The following is a 20,296-nucleotide window of genomic DNA, read 5'->3' as shown; positions in this document are numbered from 1 at the left end:
TAATGACCACATCCTTGTGGCCTTTCGCATGAACTCTTCAGATGCAACAGGCGTATTACTCAGCCCACCTGCTGCGCCTTCTCCCGGTTCAGGCGAGAAGTCTGCCTTACTCGGCTTTCAGGCCGTCAGCGGAGACCGCTTTGACGCCTTTGATTTTCTTGGTGATCGCTACAGCGGTAGCTTTCTGAGCGTCAGTCACTGCAACGGTGGACGACAGCGATACAACACCTTTGTTGGTTTCAACTTTGATGTCGGTGCCAGGAATGCCTTTTTCGGTTACCAGGTCGCTTTTGACTTTGGTGGTGATCCAGGTATCGGAAGTAGCTTCCTTGGCCTTGGTCACTTCACCCGCCGCCAGAGTCATCGGGGCTTGGGTGGTAGTGGTTTGTGCAAATGCTGCGTTGGCCATGGTCAGGGTCAGCGCGGTAGCAGCAGCGGCAGCGATAGCGAACTTCTTCATACGAGTAACTCCTGTTTTTCTATAAAGTCTGCTGTGTTCTTTCTCAGCAGGGTTACTGGGTATGTTGCGAACGGTGTGCCAACTTTGAGACAGCCAATAAATCGTTATAAAACAGCAACTTAAGAAATCGCCCGATTTTCGGAATCATGCAAAATGCATGACTTGGTGATTCTCTACATGCAAGTTGCGGGTTTTGCGTTGGGCCTAAGGCCATGAATTGTCGGGGATTTTTTTGTTTTCGAAATTCGAGGGCGTTGTTTCAACAGAAAGCCGCGCTTTTCAGGGCTAATGCGGTTCACTTAAGAAAGTTTTGGGGTTGGGGTTGGGGACATATCCGTTTTTTTGGTGACGGCGGCTATTGGTTCCGCCCTGACGGCGGGTTACTTGGAAGAGCGCCAAGTAACCAAGCGCTTGCGCCCCTGACGTACGGTGCCTCGCCTAGGCTCGGCATTCCCTCACTCCGGTCCTGCTCCGTGGGCCCGCCGCCATCGGCCATCCATGGCCGGGGGCGGCTAACCCGGCATCCATGCCGGGTTGCCCACTACGCAGAACCTGCGTTCGGCCTTCCGACGGGGCAGATCAAGATCAAGATCAAAAGCGAAAGGCGAGCTAACGTCGACCTGATGAGTGGTGAGAAGCAACAGCGATGCGCTGATCTGCTTTAGGTGGGAGCGAGCTTGCTCGCGATGCTGTTGATCGTTCCCATGCTCCGCGTGGGAATGCAGCCGGGGACGCTCTGCGTTCCGCTGTCGACACCAGGCTTGAGTCTTGCGCAAGGGTGACGCGGAGCGTCACGGGATGCATTCCCACGCAGAGCATGGGAACGATCATGAAAGGGCATGAATTTTCGGGGTGTTCTCGATATCGCTATAAATGTTCAAACGCGGCAAAAAAAATACCCCGCCAGATCGGCGGGGTATTGGTTAAATCAGCCGAGTATCAGACACCCGGGCAACCGGTCGTTGTGTAATCTTTCGAACCTGTGAACCCGCATGTCCATGCACCTGCCGCGGATCGGGTCAGTGTGATGGTCTGGCCTAACACTGGCGCAGGCGCGTTGAGCAACTTGCACGTAATCGTGCCTTTGCCATCGGCCACCGTACCCGCTGCGGTCAGCGTGCAGTTTTGAGTTGCCGCAATGCCACCGTTAACACTGGTAATGTCGGGATTTGCGGCACCACCGTTAATCACATCCTCGAAAGGTACCTTCAATGCCGAGATTTCCGCGATACCTGCTGTTACCTTGGCCCTAGCCTGGTATTTGGAATACTGCGGCAACGCAAACGTCGCCAGAATCCCGATGATCGCCACCACGATCAGCAGCTCGATCAGGGTAAAACCTTTTTGAGTATTCATAGACAAGCTCCATGCATGAGTCGAAATCTCATGACCTGAATTAGCCTCAGCACAGCCCGTGCCAAGCGCCGCGCCCCTTGCTGACAGGGCACACGCGCCATAAACAGCTCTTCCCTACCCCCAGTAACCGCACTATCTGACACTTTTTGTCACCTGAACGCACCTGGTTTGGCTCAGCTCGTTGACTAGGCTATAAGTCATGAACTGTCTGCGTCCGGTATCCCAATGAATGACATCGCCCTTAGCGGTCTGGCCAAGCAATTGGTCCTGGCCGAGCTGCTCACTGAACAAAGCGCGCAACAGGCGTATCAGCAAGCTCAACGCAGCAAAATCTCACTGGTCAATTACCTGGTGCAGAACAAACTGGTGAAGAGCCAGCAGGTGGCCGAAATCGCCTGCGAGCACTTCGGCATGGCGCTGCTCGACCTCAACTGCCTGGACAAGGAAACCCAACCCAGAGGACTGGTAAGCGAAAAGCTGGTTCGTCAGCATCACGTCCTGCCCCTCTGGCGGCGCGGCAACAAACTGTTCGTCGGCGTTTCCGATCCGACCAATCAACAAGCCATCAATGACATTCAGTTCAGCACCGGGTTAACCACCGAAGCCATTCTGGTGGAGGACGACAAGCTCGTCGACGCCATCGAAAAATTCTTCGACAACCATTCCACCGGCCTCGAGGACATGGCGGATGTTGACCTTGACGGCGTGGACATCGAGTCAGCCGAAGACAACAGAAGGGACTCCATCGCAGGTCAGGATGCCGATGACGCTCCGGTGGTGCGCTTCGTTCACAAGATGCTGCTCGACGCGATCAAAAGCGGCTCTTCCGATTTGCATTTCGAGCCCTACGAAAAATCCTACCGGGTGCGGATGCGCACCGACGGCATGCTGCGCGAAGTCGCCAAGCCGCCGATTCAACTGGCCAGTCGAATTGCGGCGCGGTTGAAAGTCATGGCCAGCCTCGACATCTCCGAGCGGCGCAAACCCCAGGACGGGCGGATCAAGATGCGCTTGTCCAAGACCAAGTCCATCGACTTCCGCGTCAATACTCTGCCGACCCTGTGGGGCGAGAAGGTGGTAATCCGGATCCTCGACCCGTCCAGCGCGCAAATGGGCATCGACGCCCTCGGCTATGAACCCGAGCAGAAAGATCTGTACATGGCCGCGCTGAAGCAGCCACAGGGGATGATCCTGGTCACGGGTCCCACCGGCTCGGGCAAAACGGTATCGCTCTACACCGGCCTGAATATCCTCAACACCGTGGACATCAACATTTCCACCGCCGAAGACCCGGTCGAGATCAACATGGAGGGCATCAACCAGGTCAACGTCAATCCCAAGCAGGGACTGGATTTCGCCCAGGCCCTGCGTTCGTTTCTGCGTCAGGACCCGGACGTCATCATGGTCGGCGAGATCCGCGACCTCGAAACCGCTGAAATTGCCATCAAGGCTGCTCAGACCGGGCACATGGTGCTTTCCACCCTGCACACCAACAGCGCCGCCGAAACCCTGACCCGCTTGCACAACATGGGTATTCAGGGTTTCAACATCGCCACTTCGGTGACCCTGATCATTGCCCAGCGGCTGGCACGCAAACTGTGCAGCCATTGCAAGAAACCCATCGAGATTCCCCGTGAGGCGCTGCTCAAGGAAGGTTTCCCCGAGGAACGCATCGGCTCGTTCACGATCTATGAACCGGTCGGTTGCGACCAGTGCAACGGCGGCTACAAAGGCCGGGTGGGGATTTACGAAGTGGTGAAGAACACCCCGGACCTGCAACGCCTGATCATGGCCGAAGGCAACTCGCTGGAAATCGATATCCAGATGCGCAAGGACGGTTTCAACGACCTGCGCACTTCCGGCCTGATCAAGGCCATGCAAGGCGTCACCAGTCTTGAAGAAATCAATCGGGTCACCAAGGACTGAACATGGCGGTCAAAGCACCAAAAATCAGCGTCTACGCCTGGGAGGGCACGGACAGGAAAGGCACCAGGATGACCGGCGAGTTGAGCGGTCAGAACCCCGCGTTGATCAAGGCCCAATTGCGCAAGCAGGGCATTAACCCTGGAAAGGTGCGCAAGAAATCCGCCTCGATCTTCAGTTTCGGCAACCGTATCAAGGCTCAGGAAATCGCCCTGTTTACCCGGCAGATGGCGACCATGATGAAAGCCGGTGTGCCGTTGCTGCAGTCGTTCGACATCATTGGTGAAGGTTTCGATAACCCGGCCATGCGCAAACTGGTGGACGAGGTGAAACAGGAAGTCGCCGCCGGTAACAGCTTCGCGGCGTCCTTGCGTAAAAAGCCGCAGTATTTCGATGAGCTCTACTGCAACCTCGTCGATGCCGGAGAGCAGGCAGGCGCTCTGGATACCCTGCTGGAGCGGGTGGCGACCTATAAGGAAAAGAGCGAAAGCCTCAAGGCCAAGATCAAGAAAGCCATGACCTACCCGCTGGCGGTGGTGTTTGTGGCGATCATCGTCACCGGCATTCTGCTGGTCAAAGTGGTGCCGCAGTTCGAATCCGTATTCAAAGGCTTTGGCGCCGAGTTACCGGCCTTCACGGTCATGGTCATCAGGCTGTCAGAGTTCATGCAAGCATGGTGGTGGGCGATGCTCGGCGTGCTGATCGCAACCGTATTCGGTGTTCGCCGCGCCTTCAAGACGTCCGAGGCCTTTCGGGACAGAATGGACACCTGGCTGCTGAAGCTGCCATTGATTGGCACGCTCATGTACAAGTCTGCCGTTGCCCGCTACGCCCGCACGCTGTCGACCACCTTCGCCGCCGGCGTGCCGCTGGTCGAGGCTCTGGAGTCAGTGGCTGGGGCTACCGGCAACATCGTGTTCAAGCGAGCGGTCCTGCGGATCAAACAGGACGTGTCGACCGGCATGCAGTTGAATTTTTCCATGCGCACTTCCGGCATTTTCCCCAGCATGGCCATTCAGCTGACCGCGATTGGTGAAGAATCCGGTGCGCTCGACGACATGCTGGACAAGGTCGCGAGCTTCTATGAGGACGAAGTGGACAACATGGTCGACAACCTGACCAGCCTGATGGAACCGTTCATCATGGTGGTGCTGGGTGTTGTCGTCGGTGGTCTGGTCGTCGCGATGTACCTGCCCATCTTCCAACTCGGCTCAGCGATCTGACATGCCCTTGAACGATATTCTGACCTTCTACCCGCTGGTGTTCGTGGTCATCGCATTGGCGGTTGGTCTGCTGATGGGCAGCTTCCTCAATGTGCTGGTCTGGCGCCTGCCGAAAATGCTCGACCGCGAATGGCGGCTGCAAGCCCGTGACGTGCTGGGCGTGCCCCAGGAAGCGCCCGGCCCGACCTACAACCTGATGCTGCCGCATTCCCAATGCCCGCATTGCAACCATCGCATTCGCGCGTGGGAAAACATTCCGCTGCTCAGTTATGTTTTTTTGCGAGGGCGATGCTCAAGCTGTGCAGCACCGATCAGCAAGCGCTATCCGCTGACCGAACTGGCCTGCGGCCTGCTCTCGGCGTTTATCGCCTGGCATTTCGGTTTCGGCTGGCCAGCCTGCCTGGTGATGGTCCTGACCTGGGGCCTGCTGGCGATGAGCCTGATCGATGCCGAGCACCAACTGCTGCCGGATGTGCTGGTGTTGCCGCTGCTATGGCTGGGATTGATCGTCAACAGCTTCGGGCTCTTCGTGTCCCTGCATGAAGCCTTGTGGGGCGCGGTAGCCGGTTACCTGACGTTGTGGTCGGTGTTCTGGCTGTTCAAGCTGATCACCGGCAAGGACGGCATCGGCCAAGGGGATTTCAAGTTACTGGCGATGCTCGGCGCTTGGGGTGGCTGGCAGATGTTGCCGTTGACGCTCCTATTGTCATCACTGGTGGGGGCCGTTATCGGGGTGATTCTGCTGCGCGTGCGCCAGGCGAAAACCTCGACACCGATACCCTTCGGCCCCTTTCTGGCAATTGCCGGCTGGATTGCCTTGCTCTGGGGTGGTCAAATAACCGACTTCTATTGGCAGTTTGTCGGTTTGAAATGAATACCCCTGTGGAAAAACCCTGGATTCTTGGCTTGACCGGCGGCATCGGCAGCGGCAAAAGTGCGGCGGCCCAGCACTTCATCGACCTGGGTGTGCACGTTGTCGATGCCGACCACGCGGCGCGCTGGGTGGTGGAACCGGGTCGCCCGGCGCTGGCCAGCATCGCTGAACATTTCGGCACCGGCGTATTGCAAGCCGATGGGCAACTGGATCGCGCGGCGCTGCGCAAACTGATCTTCGAGGTGCCCGAGGAACGCCGTTGGCTTGAGGCGTTGCTGCATCCGCTGATCGCCAAGGAAATCGCTGATCATCTGGCCAAGGCACAATCGCCTTACGCGATTCTGGTTTCGCCGTTGCTGATCGAGTCCGGGCAGTACGCCATGACCCAGCGGGTCCTGGTGATCGATGCACCGGAACAGCTACAGATCCAACGCACCCTGCAGCGCGACCAGACGAACGAGCAACAGGTCCAGGCGATCCTCAAGGCCCAGTCCAGCCGCCAGGACCGCTTGAGCCATGCCGACGATGTGGTGGTCAACGACAGCGACCTCGCCTGGCTGCACAGCGAGGTCGAACGCCTGCATCACTTTTACCTTACTTTGCGTGGAGGCCAGTCATGAGCCAGATCCCAACCGTCGATTGTCCAACCTGCGGCGCCCCTGTTGAATGGAGTCCCGAAAGCAAATTCCGGCCATTCTGTTCGGATCGCTGCAAGCTGATCGACCTCGGTGCATGGGCATCGGAAGAACACAAGATTCCGGTCAGCCCGGATGCCGAAGACGATCTGTTCAGCGAAGACTTCGAGCCACGTCACTGAGCCTCAAGGCCTCATAAATCCGTACTCTTGGCTGTCATCGAGGTTTTCCGCCAGAAAACGCAACTCATCGGCCAGGTCTTCGAAACTGCGCACCGCCTTGCTTTGCTGCACCACTGCACTGAGCAAGGCGCGCAGGCTCAGCCCCGGATCGAACCCCACTTCCTGCGCCGCATCCAGACTTTGACGCACCTCTTGCCTTGCCCATTCGTAGACACTCATTTCAATGCTCCTGAAGGTTTTGCAGAGCATGAAAGCAGCAGCGCTTTATGGATTTGATGTGGGTCAAGACTTGGGATCGTCGTCTTTCCAGGGCGCCGAGAGGTAGCGGGTGCGATTGAACGTTTCCAGCCATTCCGGACTGAACACCACCAGCGCGCTGACAATCATTCCGTTGATAAATGCTTCCGGGAAAATCAGCAACCACAGATAGCCGACAAAATCTTCGAGCCAATAGGGCATGGCAAAACGTTCGTCAAACCACAGCAACGTCAGCGCCAGCAGAAGACACAACAGCGCCGATAATGCTGCCGCAAAAAAACCGGAAACGAAGATATACACAAAGGGATTTCGCGGCTGCGCTCGCTCCACGAGGATCGCACAGCACTCCGTGACCAGCACCGGCAGCAAAATGAACAGAGCGCCATTGACTCCGACAGCTGCCAGGTCCTGACGCCCGAGCAACACTAACCCTGTTTGCGCCACCAACCCGCCGATGATCGCCAGCGGCCAATCCAGCAGTAAGGTCACCGCCGTCATGCCGATGAAGTGGTAAGACACACCCGTGTCGAAATCACGGCGTACCAGCCACAACATAAACAGCGCGAACACCGTACCGAACAGCAAATGCTGACGGCGGCTGTCACTGAACAGCTCAACCCAGGGCGCACGGCAGATGGCCCAGAGCAGCACGGGCACATACACCAACCAGCCGACCGTCAGGGTTTGCGGTGACAGCAGCTCGGCACCGATCATGGCCGGGCCTTCTCCAGCGCCTCGCGCAATTGCTCGGCCGTGGCGTATTCGTGCTGCGCGACCAATTGACCGTCCTTGATTTGTAACCACAGCACTTTATCTTGCGCGCCGGGGTAACGCGGCGCGACACGGCCGTCACGGTCGAGCATGATCCGGTACGAATAATCGCGCATGTGCGGAACGGCGAACATCTTTGCGATCAGCCGCGGCATGCGCTGGATGTCCGCCAAAAAGACCGTGTGCCGCGCCTCCAGATAGCCCTTGGGCTGACCTTGCAGCGCAGCGTCGACCAGTTTGGCCGCCTCCATGCTTCGCGCCACCAGCAGCGTCTGAACCTGGTTATCGAGGGTGTAGGCCTGATCGAACTGATCGAGCAAGGTCCACGGCGCCAGTCGCTCGCCGACCTCCAGCGCCTGGGCCCACAAAGGCAGAAGACTGAGCAGCAACACTGGCCAATATTTCACGTTCATCCCCTTGTTGAATCGCTTGTGCTTTATGGCCCTCAGTCTACACCGCCCGCTCTGGCTGCCCAGTAACGCCCTTTACTGATAAACGCTTTGTGCTTTTCGCATATTGATACTTGAAGAATAAAGACTGTTGTACGTCGGGCGATAAGCCGCTGGGCAGGGCAACCCGGGAATGGACTCAGTATGGAAATGCGGCGGGCGTCGTGATTTGCCTTAAATCAACTATACGTCGCGCATCCAACTTCATCGTTTTACTCCGAGCATCTGGCTATAAGCGTTGATCAATTTGAACGCAATTCGAAATATTGCTGATGTGTCAGCCAAGTGATCTCTCTTCGTTTTCGAAACTCGCCGATTCATCGACTCGCCTGGGCCGCATGGCCTGGCAAGTAGTGTTTATCGCTGTAACGGGTCGCTCGGTTTTCCCCTTGCGTACATTTGATATTTGTCAGAAATGCCACCTACTACGGGTGTTAGCTTTTTAATAAGAAGTGGCTACTTTATAAGAAATGCCTACGTATCCATTCGAATAACCTATACGGGCATGGGAGGGGCGCAGGCGTGAATATCAATAATGCCAGACAGCCTGCAAGCTTTTCATTTGCCCTTGTCTTAGGGGCGTTGAGCTTGCTTTACGGCTGCGGCAAAGAACCGGTTTCACCGGCACGCAAGCCACCTGAGGTGACAGTCATGACAGTCACCGCCCGCGATACACCCGTAACCTTCGAATTTGTCGCCCAGACCCAGAGCTCCCGCGAGGTGGAAATACGTGCTCGCGTGGCCGGATTCCTGGATAGGCGGCTGTACACCGAAGGTGATCTGGTGAAGGCCGGACAGACGCTGTTCCAGATGGACCGTAAACCCTTTGAGGCCGCGTTGGTGTCGGCTCAAGGTCAACTGGCCCAGCAACAGGCCCGTTGGGAAGTGGCCAAGTCGACGCTGGCTCGAGTCCGCCCACTGGCGGCGCAGAATGCGGTCAGCAAGATGGACCTGGACAATGCCGTCGGCAACGAGCGCGAGACCCGTGCCGCCGTATTGGCCGCAGAGGGTAATGTGCGCACCGAGCAGTTGAACCTCAGTTACACCACCATCACCTCTCCCCTCACAGGGCTTTCAAGCTATGCCAAAAAACAGGAAGGCAGTTATGTGACGCCAGGTGAGTCGGGGCTGCTGACGTCCGTGTCACAGATGGACCCGATGTACGTCAACTTCAGCCTCTCGGAAAACGAAACCCTGAAGTACCGCGACGAGATCGCCGCCGGGCATCTGATTTTCCCGCCACGCAGCGAATTTATCGTTGAAGTGGTCCTGGCTGACGGCACCGTGGTGCCCAACAGTGGCAAGGTGAATTTTCTGGCGCCTTCCTACAGCCAGGACACCGGCACTTTCCTGGTTCGGGCTGTACTCGCCAACCCGAACGGCCTGCTCCGTCCCGGTCAGTTTGTACGGGCGCTGGCCAAAGGCGCCTCCCGGCCCAACGCCATTCTTGTGCCACAAAAGGCGGTACTGGAAGGAGCCAAGAGCCACTTCGTCTGGGTCCTCAACGCCGAAGGCAAACCCGAGCAACGGGTGGTCGAAGTGGGCGACTGGCAAGGCGACAACTGGTTCATCAGCAAGGGCTTGCGGGCAGGCGAGCGCATCGTCGTCGACGGCGCGATCAGGGTCACGCCGGGCGGGCCATTGAACATCGTCGATACCCCTGGCGCCGCCTCCACGAACGCAGCCAATGAGAAACCGGCAAAAGCCAATGGCGGGGAACGCCAATGAGCATTTCCCACTATTGCATCGACCGGCCGATCTTCGCCTCGGTGATCTCCATCATCATCACCCTGGCCGGTGCAGTGGCCATGCTCAAACTACCCGTTGCGCAGTACCCGGACATCACGCCTCCGCAGATTACGGTGGCAGCGACGTACCCCGGCGCAGATGCACAGGTCGTGGCCAACAACGTGGCCGCGCCCATCGAGCAGCAGGTCAACGGCGCCGACAACATGATCTACATGAACTCGTCGAGCTCGGCGACGGGCAACATGACCCTCAACGTTTTCTTCGAGATCGGCACCGATCCTTCACTGGCCCAGGTCGATGTGCAGAACCGGGTCAATCTGGCCTTGCCGCAGTTGCCCTCCGCCGTGCAGAGCCAGGGCATCCAGGTGCAGAAAAAATCCTCGGCGTTCATGATGGTGCTTGCCGTGTACTCCGCCGGCGACCGCTACGACAGCACCTACGTCGCCAACTACGCCAACCTCTATATCCTCGATGCGATCAAGCGGATTCCGGGGGCGAACCAGGCCAGCATCTTCGGCACGCCCGACTATGCCATGCGGATCTGGCTCAAGCCTGACCGCATGGCCCAGTTGGGCATCACCGCCGCCGACGTGCAAAGAGCCGTCGCCAATCAGAACCAGCAGTTCGCTGTGGGCCGGGTCGGTCAGTCGCCAACGGGGCAAGCTGTCGAGCAGTCTTTTGCCGTGACCACCAAGGGACGTCTGACCGAGCCTTCGGAATTCGAGAACATTATCTTGCGGGCCAACAACAATGGCGCGGCCATCGTTCGGCTCAAGGACGTCGGACGCGCCGAGCTGGGGCAAAAGGACTATTCCCTGCGCAGCACCTATCAGGGCCGGCCGGCGACATTGATTGCCGTGTATCAGCAACCCGGTGCCAACGCCCTCGACGTTTCCACGGCAGTGACCAAAACCTTGTCAGATATGAAGTCCACGTTTCCCGAGGGCATCGAATACAAGATCGTGATGGACACCACGGACTTTACCCGCGCTTCGATTACCGAGGTGATCCGCACCTTCTTCGAAGCCCTGGTGCTGGTGGTCATCGTGGTTTACATCTTCCTGCAAAGCCTGCGTGCCACGCTCATTCCGGTGCTGGCGGTGCCGGTGTCTATTGTCGGCACGTTCATCGGCATGTCGGCCCTCGGGTTTTCGGTGAATATGCTGACGCTGTTCGGCATGGTGTTGGCGATCGGTATCGTGGTGGACGACGCGATCGTGGTGATCGAAAACGTCGAACGCAACATGCATGTGCACAAGATGACGCCCAAGGACGCGGCGAAACGGGCGATGGATGAAGTGGCAGGTCCCGTGGTGGCCATCGTGCTGGTGCTGTGCGCGGTGTTCATTCCAGTGGCCTTCATGGGCGGTATCACCGGCCAGCTGTACAAACAGTTCGCGATCACCATCGCCATTTCCGTGGTGATTTCCGGTCTGGTCGCACTGACCCTCTCCCCCGCCCTGGCCGCCCTGCTACTCAAACCACAGCACGGCGACAAGAACGCATTTTTCCGCTGGTTCGAACGCAACTTCGAGCGCATGACCAATGGCTACTCAAGCGCGGTAGCATTCATGATCAAGCGCTTCGTGTTGGCGTTGCTGCTCTTCGCCGGGATGATTGTGCTGATCCTGTTGATGGGGCAGCGCATTCCCAGTGCGTTTCTGCCACCGGAAGATCAGGGCTACTTGCTCGGCGCGGTGATCATGCCCGACGCCGCCAGCCTGGATCGCACCGGTGACGTGGGCAAAGTGGCCAGTGACTTCTTCATGAACGACGCCGCCGTCGAAGGCGTCGCGATTGTTAACGGCTACAGCCTGCTCGACGGCCAGAACAAGAACAATGCCGGTGCGTTTTTCGTCGGCTTCAAGGATTTCGAAGGGCGCTACAAGGACTCGCAAACCATCAAGGAACAAAGCGCCCCGGCAGTGATTCAGAAAGCCGCCCGTGCGTTTTCCACGGTTCAGGGCGGGATCATTCTGCCGGTCAACCCACCGTCGATTCCCGGCCTCGGTACCACCGGCGGGATGGAGGTCTGGATTCAGAGCAAGGGCGACGCCAGCATCGATCAACTGGCGGAAATGGTCGCTAATCTGGTGGCGAAGGCCAAGGAGCGTCCGGAACTGGGCGCCATCACCTCCACCTTCAACGTGTTTTCCCGCCAACTGATGGTCGACGTCGACCGCGAAAAAGCGGAATCCCTGGGGGTCCCCGTCGAAGATGTCTACAGCGCCATGCAGACCATGTTCGGCTCGCTGTACGTTTCGCAATTCAACAAGTTCAGTCGCCTGTGGCAGGTAATCTTGCAGGCCGAACCGGCTTATCGTTTGAAGGCCGAGGACCTGCGCGAGATCTTCGTGCGCAGCAAAAACCATGACATGGTGCCGCTCAAAGCCTTACTGACCACCCGTTACGTCACCGGCCCCGACCTGCTGACCCGTTTCAATAACTTCCCGGCGGTCAAACTCACGGCGAATCCGGCCCCCGGCTACAGCTCCGGCCAGGCGCTCAACGCCCTGGAAGAAGTCAGCGCGCAAATCATGACCAACGACTACGCGCTGGCCTTGAGCGGCGAGGCGTTCGAGGAGAAAAAGAGCGGCGGTGCTTCCTCCCAGGTGTTCATTTTTGGTCTGGTGATGGTGTTCCTGATTCTCGCGGCGCAGTACGAAAAATGGTCGCTGCCAGTGGGTGTGCTGCTGGCGGTGCCATTTGCATTGTTCGGCGCGTTGCTCGCCGTCCTGATTCGGGGCTTGAGCAACGACGTCTACTTCCAGATCGGCTTGACCATGCTGGTGGCGCTGGCGGCGAAGAACGCCATTCTGATTTTCGAGTTTGCGGTGCTGAACCGGGAAACCGGCATGTCTGCCTACGACGCCGCCATGACTGCCGCAAGGGAACGTCTGCGCCCTATCGTGATGACGTCCCTGGCGTTCATCCTCGGCTGCGTTCCGCTGGCCATTGCTGTCGGCGCCTCCGAGAACAGCCGTCACTCCATCGGCACCGGGGTGATTGGCGGCATGCTGGCGGCGACGGTGATTGCGATCTTCTTCATCCCTCTCTTCTATTACTTGATTGAAAGAATGTTCGGGGAAAAGGACGCCGAGCAAAAGACTGTCAGGCCGGCTGCACCGCCGCAGGCTGCGCATATTCCCGATGGTGCGGCGCAAAACAGACATGAGGGGGATTGAGATGCGCAAGCCCACCGTCCCTCTGCTGCTGTATCTGTGCCTGGCGGGTTGCATGGTGGGGCCTGACTATCAGCCCCCGAAAATCGACACCCCCGCGGCCTACCGTTACGCGGACAAGGAAGCAAAGAATCTGTCGAACACGTTGTGGTGGGAGCAGTTCCAGGACCCGGTCCTGAATGACCTGATCCGCATCGCGTTGCTCGAAAACAAAGACATCAAGATTGCCGCCGCGCGAGTGGAGGAGTTCCAGGGCCGTTACGGGCAAACCCGTTCCCTGTTGTTTCCACAAGTCGGGCTGGGTACCCAGGCGCAACGGAACCGATCGCAGCGAGACAACGGCCCGGTGCCGCTGGACCCAACGGTGGATCCGGTGTTCAACAACTATCAGGCCATTCTCAGTGTGAACTGGGAACTGGATATCTGGGGCCGTTTGCGCCGCCTCGACGAATCCGCCCGTGCCGATCTGCTCGCTTCGGAAGAAGGCCGTCGAAGCGTCATATTGAGCCTGGTGGCGTCGGTAGCGTCGAGTTACGTGACGCTGCGCGATCTCGACCGGGAGCTGGAGATCGCCCGCACGACCGCCAAGGTGCGCGGCGATTCTTATGAAATATTCAAACTACGCTTTGGTGCCGGCACCATTTCTGAAATGGAATTGGCACAAAACCAATCCGAGTACGAGCGAACCCGGGCGTCTGTTGCGCAATTCGAACCCTTGGTCGCGCAACAGGAAAACGCCCTGGCCGTACTACTAGGGCGCAACCCGGGGCCGATCATTCGCGGGCGCGACCTGACCCAACTGAATCTGCCAACGGTGCCGGCCGGCTTACCATCTGACTTGCTTGAGCGGCGACCTGATTTGCGTCAGGCAGAGCTGAATCTTATCTCGGCAAATGCGCAGATCGGCGCGGCAAAGGCCCAGTATTTCCCGACTATATCCCTGACCGGGCTGCTAGGGTCGGCCAGCAACCAACTGTCGAACCTGTTCACCGGGCCGGCCTCCACCTGGTCATACGGGGTTGCGGCAAGCATGCCGATCTTCACTGCCGGCGGCATCGCCGGCCAGGTACAACAAGCTGAAGCCTTCCAGAAACAAGCGCTGTTGACGTACCAGCAGGCAATTCAATCGGCGTTCAGGGACGTTGAAAATGCCTTGGTCGCGTCGAGCAAATCCAAAGAGCAGATGAATTACCAGGCAAGGCAAGTCGACGCACTGCGCACTTATGCCCATTACGCACGGCAGCGCTACGAAAACGGCTACACCAGCTACATCGAAGTGCTGGACGCCGAGCGCAGCCTGTTTGACGCAGAGCTGTACTACACCCGCACCCGCGGCTCGGTGTTCACCAACATGATTGATCTGTACAAGGCAACCGGCGGAGGCTGGGTGAGTCAGGCGGACAGTCTGACGGCAACCGCCGCCCAGCAGAAACCGTGATCAGGCAACCGGTAGATTGCTCAATGAGCTTATTGAAACCGTGGCCCGGCCCAAACGCATTCGACTTCGTTGAGCAAAGGAGCGGATATGTCTCACAACCAAAAGAGTTCTGCCAAAGAGGCGGTTAAGAACATCAAGGGAATGTGGGATGACGAAGCATTCTTCCGCTCACGCAAGGAACGCCTGGACGCAGGTGAGCGTTTATCCAAGACCTGTCCACATGCACTTCACGCCGTCTGGAAGCCGACACGCAAACACCGCGACCCGATTGATATCCTGGAAACGTCGAACAGATATCGAATGCCCAGTCTGATTCCTGTGCGCTTCGGGCGCATGCTACGCAGCCCATTCACCTTTCTGCGCGGGTCTGCAGGGGTCATGGCGTATGACCTGGCGACGACTCCGACCACGGGCGTTCGGGTACAAGCCTGCGGAGATTGCCATCTCTTGAACTTTGGACTGTTCGCAACCCCCGAACGTAATCTGATTTTTGATATCAACGATTTCGACGAAACGCTTCCTGCCCCTTGGGAGTGGGATATCAAACGTTTGGCGATCAGTTTTGCCGTGGCTGCACGCGATCTCCAGCTCAGCGACAAAGATGCCCAGGCGATCGCGGTCGATTGTGTCAGTGCTTACCGCAGGCGCCTGCGCAAACTCTCGAAGATGAGTCCGTTGGAGGTCTGGTATGACCGCCTCGATGCTCAAATGATCATCGACATGGCCCCCAATGCCAAAATCAAAAAAAATAGAGAACAGGTGATCGCCAAAGCCAAAGCACGCATCGGCGATTACCTTTATCCGACCATCAGCAACGAAGTGGCAGGGCGTCGGCGGTTGGTCGATCAGCCGCCGATACTGTTTCATGTTTATCAACGTGACTTCGAACAACGTGTGAACATGGCACTGCAGGACTATCGATTATCACTCCCCCTCGAACGGCGCGTGCTCCTGGATCGCTACCGGCTCGAAGACTTTGTCGTCAAGGCCGTCGGGATCGGCAGCGTCGGCACCCATTGTTTCGTCGGCCTGTTTTTTTCCGCGGAAAACCACCCGCTGCTTCTGCAATTCAAGGAAGCCAGTCCTTCGGTATTGGCACCCTTTGCCGGCAAAAGCGACTTCGAAAATCAAGGTCAGCGCGTTGTTACCGGGCAACGGCTAATGCAGTCCGCCAGCGATATCTTCCTGGGCTGGGCGCAGGGGAAAAATGGCCGGCATTTTTTCGTGCGCCAGTTGAGGGACATGAAAATGTCCGCCCCTATCGAGGGCGCATCGGTTGATCAAATGAAGTTGTACGCCGAGTTGTGCGGCCTCACCCTGGCCCGAGCCCATGCCAAATCCGGTGACTCAGCACTCATTAGTGGCTATTTGGGAAAATCGGACACCTTCGATCTGGCCATTGGCAAATTTGCCATGAGTTATGCGGATCAGAATGCGAAAGACCATGCGTCATTGATCGCCGCAGAAAAATCGGGGCGTATCAAAGCGCTTAGAGAAGAGGACTTATGAAGCCGATCCAGTGTGCAGCCATTGCCTCGCAGGCTTGATGTGATTGCTTGGAGCCGCACATCAGACGCCCGTGATCACCGTGCCCGTTCATTAATCGACTACGGAAGCGCATAAATTTTGAATAGCTTCTTGCCCAGATCGCCGATGCCCCCCAAGTATTTGTCATAGCCCTGTTCGATTTCACCCGAGCGGTACATTTCACTCAGCGCCGTGTCGACCAGCAAGCGGAAGTCTTCATCGTTGCGATCCACCGCCATTGACGTCGGCGCGTACTCGAAAATGCGATCCAGCAATATCAGTTTCGCAGCTGAGTAATGGGTGGAAAGGAGATTTTTGAGCATCATGCGTTCAGCAAAAAACGCATCGGCTTTACCCTCGGCGACCAACTTCATACCTGCGTCAGCGTTCTGAACCGTGACGAGCGTTGCCACCACACCGAGCAACTGCATTTTCTGGCGAATCCACGCTTCAGTGACTCCGCCAGCTATGGCCGCGTAGGTTTGGTTGGACAGCCCATGATTGACCGTTGCGCGCCAGGTCGGCCCGGTATGAGCGACTTTGCCGTTGAGCGCATTGAGCAACGGCTCCGATGCATCCTGGCGCACCACGGCAGAAAGGCCGGCGGTGTAGATCGGCACCGAGAAACTTACGATTTTTCGCCCTTGCAGGGTGGGCGGCGTCGGTGTGCAAAGGATGTCAACTTTGCCTGAACTGACGGCACTCATCTTCTCTGAGTCAGGGACAGCCTGAAAACGAACTTGCAGCTCCTGCAAACCCAACTCAGCCTTGACCTTATCGGCGATTTTCAGACAAAGGTCGATGGCATAACCCGTAGCTTTATCGCCAGCCTGGACGCTGAAAGGTGCGAAGTCCGACAAGTAACCGAGGGTGAAAGTGTTGCTCGCCCGCACCCGCTCAAGGGTATTGGCACCAGCCAACAACGGCATCAGCCCGAGCAAGCCAACGAAGAAGAGGTGGGTGGCTTTGATAAGTTTTACGTTCATGTCCCGGTTCCCCGAATTCAGATGACTGTGCATGACTGAAAACAACGACTAAGGATTGTCGATCCTGACTTGAACGGTTGAAGGCGCCTCGACAGTGCGCTTGGCGAGGAAGCCATAGAGCAGGTATCCGAACACAAGGACAAGGGCTCCGCCGAATACTGCGTCTTTGCCGCAGGCAAACAGTGCGTACAAAGAATAGGCCACGGCGATCAGCAAGAGCATGGTGTTGCGCATGAAGACCCCGGCGCTGACGCGGGCCTTGTACATCATGACCAGCAACCCGGTAGCCGCCGTCACGTAGGGGATCAGGTTGGTCACCGCCGCCAGGCTGACGAGTTTTCCGAACTGGGCACTGGCATTGGGCGAGATGGTCGACAATGCCATCAGCGTTTGAAGCACACCGCAGACGAGCATGCCGACGATGGGGGCATCGAGTGAGGTTACTTTGCTGAAGAATCTGGGAAACATGCCCTGATCAGCCGTCATTTTGGCTGTTTGTGCCAAGGTGAACTGCCAACCCAGCAACGACCCCACACAGGCCATCACCGCCAGCGCCATGATGATGTGACCGACCAACGGATTGAACATGTGTGCATAGACAAGCGCAAAAGGCGCCGTCGAATTGGCCAGCTCTGCGTTTGGAATGACACCCTGAATGACCGTCGTCGACAGCACATAGATGACTGCCGCACCCAGCGTGCCGAACAGACAGGCCAGCGGCACGGTGCGCTTGGGATCTTCCACGGCATCAGACGCTTGCGCCGCCGACTCCATGCCAAGGAATGCCCACAGGGTCAGGGGAATTGCCTTGCCGATGGCTTCGGAGATGGGCAGGTTGTTCGGGTTCCAGGCGGCAATCAGCAGTTCGGGCTTGAACCAGAACCAGCCAATGATGCTCAAACCGGCCACCGGGATGATCACACCCCACACGGTAATTGCACCAATCTTGCCGGTGACGCCGGGGCCGCCGAAATTCGCCACGGTGGTCAACCAAAGCAGGCCGACCGTACCGATGAACAACGGGATGGCCCCGCTACCCAACCAGGGCAAGAACGATGTCATGTACCCGACTGCGGAGATAGCGACCGCGACGTTGGCGATGGCCAGCGAGAGAAAGTACAGGTACGAGCAAAGGAAGAACCCCGATTTGGCATGGGCTTCTTCGGTGTAGGCTGACAACCCGCCGGAACGTGGACAGTAGATGCCGCACTGGGAAAAACAGTAGGCGATGGCCATGGAACCGATGGCGGTAACGATCCACGACAGAAGCGAAACGGCCCCGAGCTGGGCCATGCTCGTTGGCAACATGATGATGCCCGAACCCATCATGTTCACCGTCACCAGTGTGGTGAGCCCCATGAGGCTCATTTTTTTGCTTGAGTCGGCCATCGGAAACTCCTTGATCTGCTCAACGGATTGACCCTTGTGTCCGGCGATTTGCTGAGGAAAGTTAATAAGCTGGCCGTCTCAAAACCCTGAATCAATTAACTGACAACATTAGCTATAGACATAACTGGGGCAGCGCGTTTGTTTTCTTCACTCCCTCGAGATGAATTGTGTATCAGGCGTGAGAACACTTCTTAAGGGGCGGAGTACATCGTGTTGATTCAGCGCTGGACTGTTTCAGATCGTTCTGTGGTAACAGAGAGGAACCTCCAATCATGTAGAGGGCGTGCGGCGCATTGATTCGCGAGTTCAATCGCTCGACAAAAGATTCCGCACCATCAAGACTGCAAAAACTTGCAACCCACACATCCATGTGAACCCACCACCGATTCAGTGCGGGGTCTTTTTCAATAAAAATTTTCATTGAAGATGCTCCGAAAATACAAAAATCATGAGCCGGGTCATCCTTCCCCTTCTGCATTAGCTGCAGGTGAGCAAACTATTAAATTGCGTCATGGCTTAGTTGGAATCGTGTCCTCAGTCATTCGGAGATCTGTTGATAAAAATCAACAATTCCAGTGTGATGGCCCACAGAGCGCTGTATAGCGAATGGCTAGCGTTCTCGCAGAAGCACTCGAAATCTCGCCAGACTTTTTTTCTTTCGCGACAGACTTTATTCCTTAGGGTCACATTTGAACGCTAAGCTTGGGCCTATGGATGACTCAGATTATTTACGCCTGCTGACCATCGCGGCCGAGCAAGCCAACGCATTTCTGTCCAATGCCCGCAAATGGGAGCGTGAGCGTTGGGTCTGCCAGCGCCTGTTGCAAGGTCTGAACATTCCCTATCGCGCCGACGAATTCGCCCCCGCCGGGGAACCGCCGGACGTGCTGTTTCGCGACGCCAATTTCGAGGTGTTCTTCGTGCTCGATGAAGGTCGGCGCCTCAACGATGAATGGCGCGACGAGCTGCAACGTCGACGCAGCGCGTTTTCCCTCAGTCAGCTGGTCCGCCGGGAGGCCAAGCCCCGGCGCATTCCTGCCAACGAATTCTTGCTCAGACTGGCGCCGACCTTGCGTAAAAAAGCACACAACTACAAAGAGCGCGGCATGGACCTGGGGGAACTGGACATCATCGCGTTTGCCAGCCTCAAGCGCGAAGTGCTGGACCTGAACAGCCATTTCCCGCCGCCCACTGAATACCTGCGCCAAGGCTGGCGTTCGTTGTCGCTGGTCGGCCCGACGTTCGCCCGGGTGTTATTCGCCCATCCGGATGCGCCGGATTTCCTGCGCAGCAACCTCGGGCGCAGCATTGTTTTCGACGTCGGGATCAGCCTGTGAGCCCATTGCAGGAACTGATCGCGCAAGTCCCGCAAGTCGGCCGCGTACGCTGGATCGGCGTGCGCCCGGAACCTCACGTACCGATGATCGAACTCGAAGCCGTGGAAGCGCGACTTGAAGCGGGCCTGACCGGTGATCGCGCGCGCCCCGGCGTACGCAATGCGCGGCAGGTGACGCTGATTCAGTGGGAGCATCTGGCGGTGATCAGCTCGCTGATGGGCCGCCCGGACGAGCAACCGGTGTTACCGAGTGATCTGCGGCGCAATCTGGTTATCAGCGGTATCAACCTGTTCAGCCTCAAGGGCCGTCGCTTCAAGATCGGCCAGGCAATTTTCGAAACCACCGGTTGGTGCCAGCCTTGCGCACGCCTGCAAAACAACCTCGGGCCGGGGACGTTTCAGGCGGTCCGCGGACATGGCGGAATCACCGCCCGAGTGTTACAAAGTGGAATCATTCGGCTGGACGACACGGTGAGCGTCGAGCCTGTTCCGGACAGCGGCTATGCTCCGTTCAACGTTCGTTAAATCAGCCTGTAGCTTCCACACATTCAGCAACGT

18 protein-coding genes are annotated in these 20,296 nt (G+C 57.5%); 11 read left to right on the top strand and 7 right to left on the bottom strand.

Translation table 11 applies throughout. The annotated features are described in order from the left end of the window. Positions 1 to 106 precede the first annotated feature (106 nt). Together BLQ41_RS09415 and BLQ41_RS09405 are read right to left on the bottom strand one after the other, a co-directional pair. Positions 107 to 460 carry a BON domain-containing protein gene (locus tag BLQ41_RS09415; RefSeq protein WP_090179867.1) on the bottom strand — a complete coding sequence of 118 codons (354 nt, stop codon included), beginning with the start codon at positions 458 to 460 and terminating at the stop codon, positions 107 to 109. Between the two features lie 939 nt (positions 461 to 1,399). Next, a complete protein-coding gene (locus BLQ41_RS09405) occupies positions 1,400 to 1,816 on the bottom strand; it encodes a pilin (RefSeq protein ID WP_090179862.1) in 417 nt (138 codons plus the stop codon). A 225-nt stretch (positions 1,817 to 2,041) separates the two neighbouring features. On the opposite strand from BLQ41_RS09405, the gene pilB reads away from it, so the two are divergent. From pilB to yacG, 5 genes are read left to right on the top strand one after another with little or no spacing between them, the layout of a single operon-like run. Beyond that, entirely contained in the window at positions 2,042 to 3,742 is a 1,701-nt protein-coding gene (gene pilB, locus BLQ41_RS09400) for a type IV-A pilus assembly ATPase PilB (protein WP_090179860.1), read from the top strand. Between the two features lie 2 nt (positions 3,743 to 3,744). Then, the gene (locus BLQ41_RS09395; protein WP_090179857.1) at positions 3,745 to 4,962 is read left to right on the top strand and encodes a type II secretion system F family protein; all 1,218 of its coding nucleotides are present in this window, start codon (positions 3,745 to 3,747) and stop codon (positions 4,960 to 4,962) included. Position 4,963: 1 nt separating this feature from the next. Then, positions 4,964 to 5,836 (top strand): prepilin peptidase, encoded by an 873-nt coding sequence (locus BLQ41_RS09390; RefSeq protein ID WP_090179855.1) that lies wholly within the window; start codon positions 4,964 to 4,966, stop codon positions 5,834 to 5,836. Next, a complete protein-coding gene (coaE, locus tag BLQ41_RS09385) occupies positions 5,833 to 6,456 on the top strand; it encodes a dephospho-CoA kinase (protein ID WP_090179852.1) in 624 nt (207 codons plus the stop codon). Before BLQ41_RS09390 ends, coaE begins: the two co-directional genes overlap by 4 nt. Beyond that, positions 6,453 to 6,653 (top strand): DNA gyrase inhibitor YacG, encoded by a 201-nt coding sequence (yacG, locus tag BLQ41_RS09380; RefSeq protein ID WP_046049370.1) that lies wholly within the window; start codon positions 6,453 to 6,455, stop codon positions 6,651 to 6,653. Before coaE ends, yacG begins: the two co-directional genes overlap by 4 nt. A gap of 3 nt (positions 6,654 to 6,656) precedes the next feature. Here the strand turns inward: yacG and BLQ41_RS09375 are convergent, their stop codons facing one another. The 3 genes from BLQ41_RS09375 to BLQ41_RS09365 form a co-directional block, all read right to left on the bottom strand. After that, complete coding sequence (locus BLQ41_RS09375) at positions 6,657 to 6,872, bottom strand: hypothetical protein (protein WP_090179849.1); 216 nt, start codon at positions 6,870 to 6,872, stop codon at positions 6,657 to 6,659. A gap of 63 nt (positions 6,873 to 6,935) precedes the next feature. Further along, the gene (locus BLQ41_RS09370; protein ID WP_090179845.1) at positions 6,936 to 7,625 is read right to left on the bottom strand and encodes an energy-coupling factor ABC transporter permease; all 690 of its coding nucleotides are present in this window, start codon (positions 7,623 to 7,625) and stop codon (positions 6,936 to 6,938) included. Then, on the bottom strand, positions 7,622 to 8,089 hold the full coding sequence (locus BLQ41_RS09365; protein WP_090188437.1) for an FAD/FMN-containing dehydrogenase: 468 nt from the start codon (positions 8,087 to 8,089) through the stop codon (positions 7,622 to 7,624). Before BLQ41_RS09365 ends, BLQ41_RS09370 begins: the two co-directional genes overlap by 4 nt. Positions 8,090 to 8,653: 564 nt before the next feature. Between BLQ41_RS09365 and BLQ41_RS09360 the strand changes: the two genes are divergently transcribed. The 4 genes from BLQ41_RS09360 (at position 8,654) to BLQ41_RS09345 (ending at position 16,009) form a co-directional block, all read left to right on the top strand. Beyond that, positions 8,654 to 9,859: an efflux RND transporter periplasmic adaptor subunit gene (locus tag BLQ41_RS09360; protein ID WP_456239010.1), complete on the top strand. Its 1,206-nt coding sequence runs from the start codon at positions 8,654 to 8,656 to the stop codon at positions 9,857 to 9,859. Then, positions 9,856 to 13,065, top strand: coding sequence for an efflux RND transporter permease subunit (locus tag BLQ41_RS09355; protein ID WP_090179838.1), 3,210 nt, complete (start codon positions 9,856 to 9,858; stop codon positions 13,063 to 13,065). Before BLQ41_RS09360 ends, BLQ41_RS09355 begins: the two co-directional genes overlap by 4 nt. Before the next feature lies 1 nt (position 13,066). Next, positions 13,067 to 14,500, top strand: coding sequence for an efflux transporter outer membrane subunit (locus BLQ41_RS09350; protein ID WP_090179834.1), 1,434 nt, complete (start codon positions 13,067 to 13,069; stop codon positions 14,498 to 14,500). 333 nt (positions 14,501 to 14,833) lie between these two features. Continuing rightward, positions 14,834 to 16,009, top strand: coding sequence for a DUF2252 domain-containing protein (locus tag BLQ41_RS09345; RefSeq protein ID WP_331715194.1), 1,176 nt, complete (start codon positions 14,834 to 14,836; stop codon positions 16,007 to 16,009). A gap of 98 nt (positions 16,010 to 16,107) precedes the next feature. Here the strand turns inward: BLQ41_RS09345 and BLQ41_RS09340 are convergent, their stop codons facing one another. Then, a complete protein-coding gene (locus tag BLQ41_RS09340) occupies positions 16,108 to 17,013 on the bottom strand; it encodes an amino acid ABC transporter substrate-binding protein (protein ID WP_090179832.1) in 906 nt (301 codons plus the stop codon). A 48-nt stretch (positions 17,014 to 17,061) separates the two neighbouring features. After that, a complete protein-coding gene (potE, locus tag BLQ41_RS09335) occupies positions 17,062 to 18,402 on the bottom strand; it encodes a putrescine-ornithine antiporter (protein ID WP_090179829.1) in 1,341 nt (446 codons plus the stop codon). 710 nt (positions 18,403 to 19,112) lie between these two features. On the opposite strand from potE, the gene BLQ41_RS09325 reads away from it, so the two are divergent. Further along, complete coding sequence (locus tag BLQ41_RS09325; RefSeq protein ID WP_003228301.1) at positions 19,113 to 19,739, top strand: DUF1780 domain-containing protein; 627 nt, start codon at positions 19,113 to 19,115, stop codon at positions 19,737 to 19,739. Continuing rightward, positions 19,736 to 20,263: an MOSC domain-containing protein gene (locus tag BLQ41_RS09320; protein WP_090179822.1), complete on the top strand. Its 528-nt coding sequence runs from the start codon at positions 19,736 to 19,738 to the stop codon at positions 20,261 to 20,263. Before BLQ41_RS09325 ends, BLQ41_RS09320 begins: the two co-directional genes overlap by 4 nt. Positions 20,264 to 20,296 lie beyond the last annotated feature (33 nt).

The sequence above is a fragment of the Pseudomonas arsenicoxydans genome (assembly GCF_900103875.1).
Taxonomy (GTDB): Bacteria; Pseudomonadota; Gammaproteobacteria; order Pseudomonadales; family Pseudomonadaceae; genus Aquipseudomonas; species Aquipseudomonas arsenicoxydans.
Note: the sequence above shows the minus strand (reverse complement) of the source record. Positions and strands in the feature narration are given on the sequence as shown.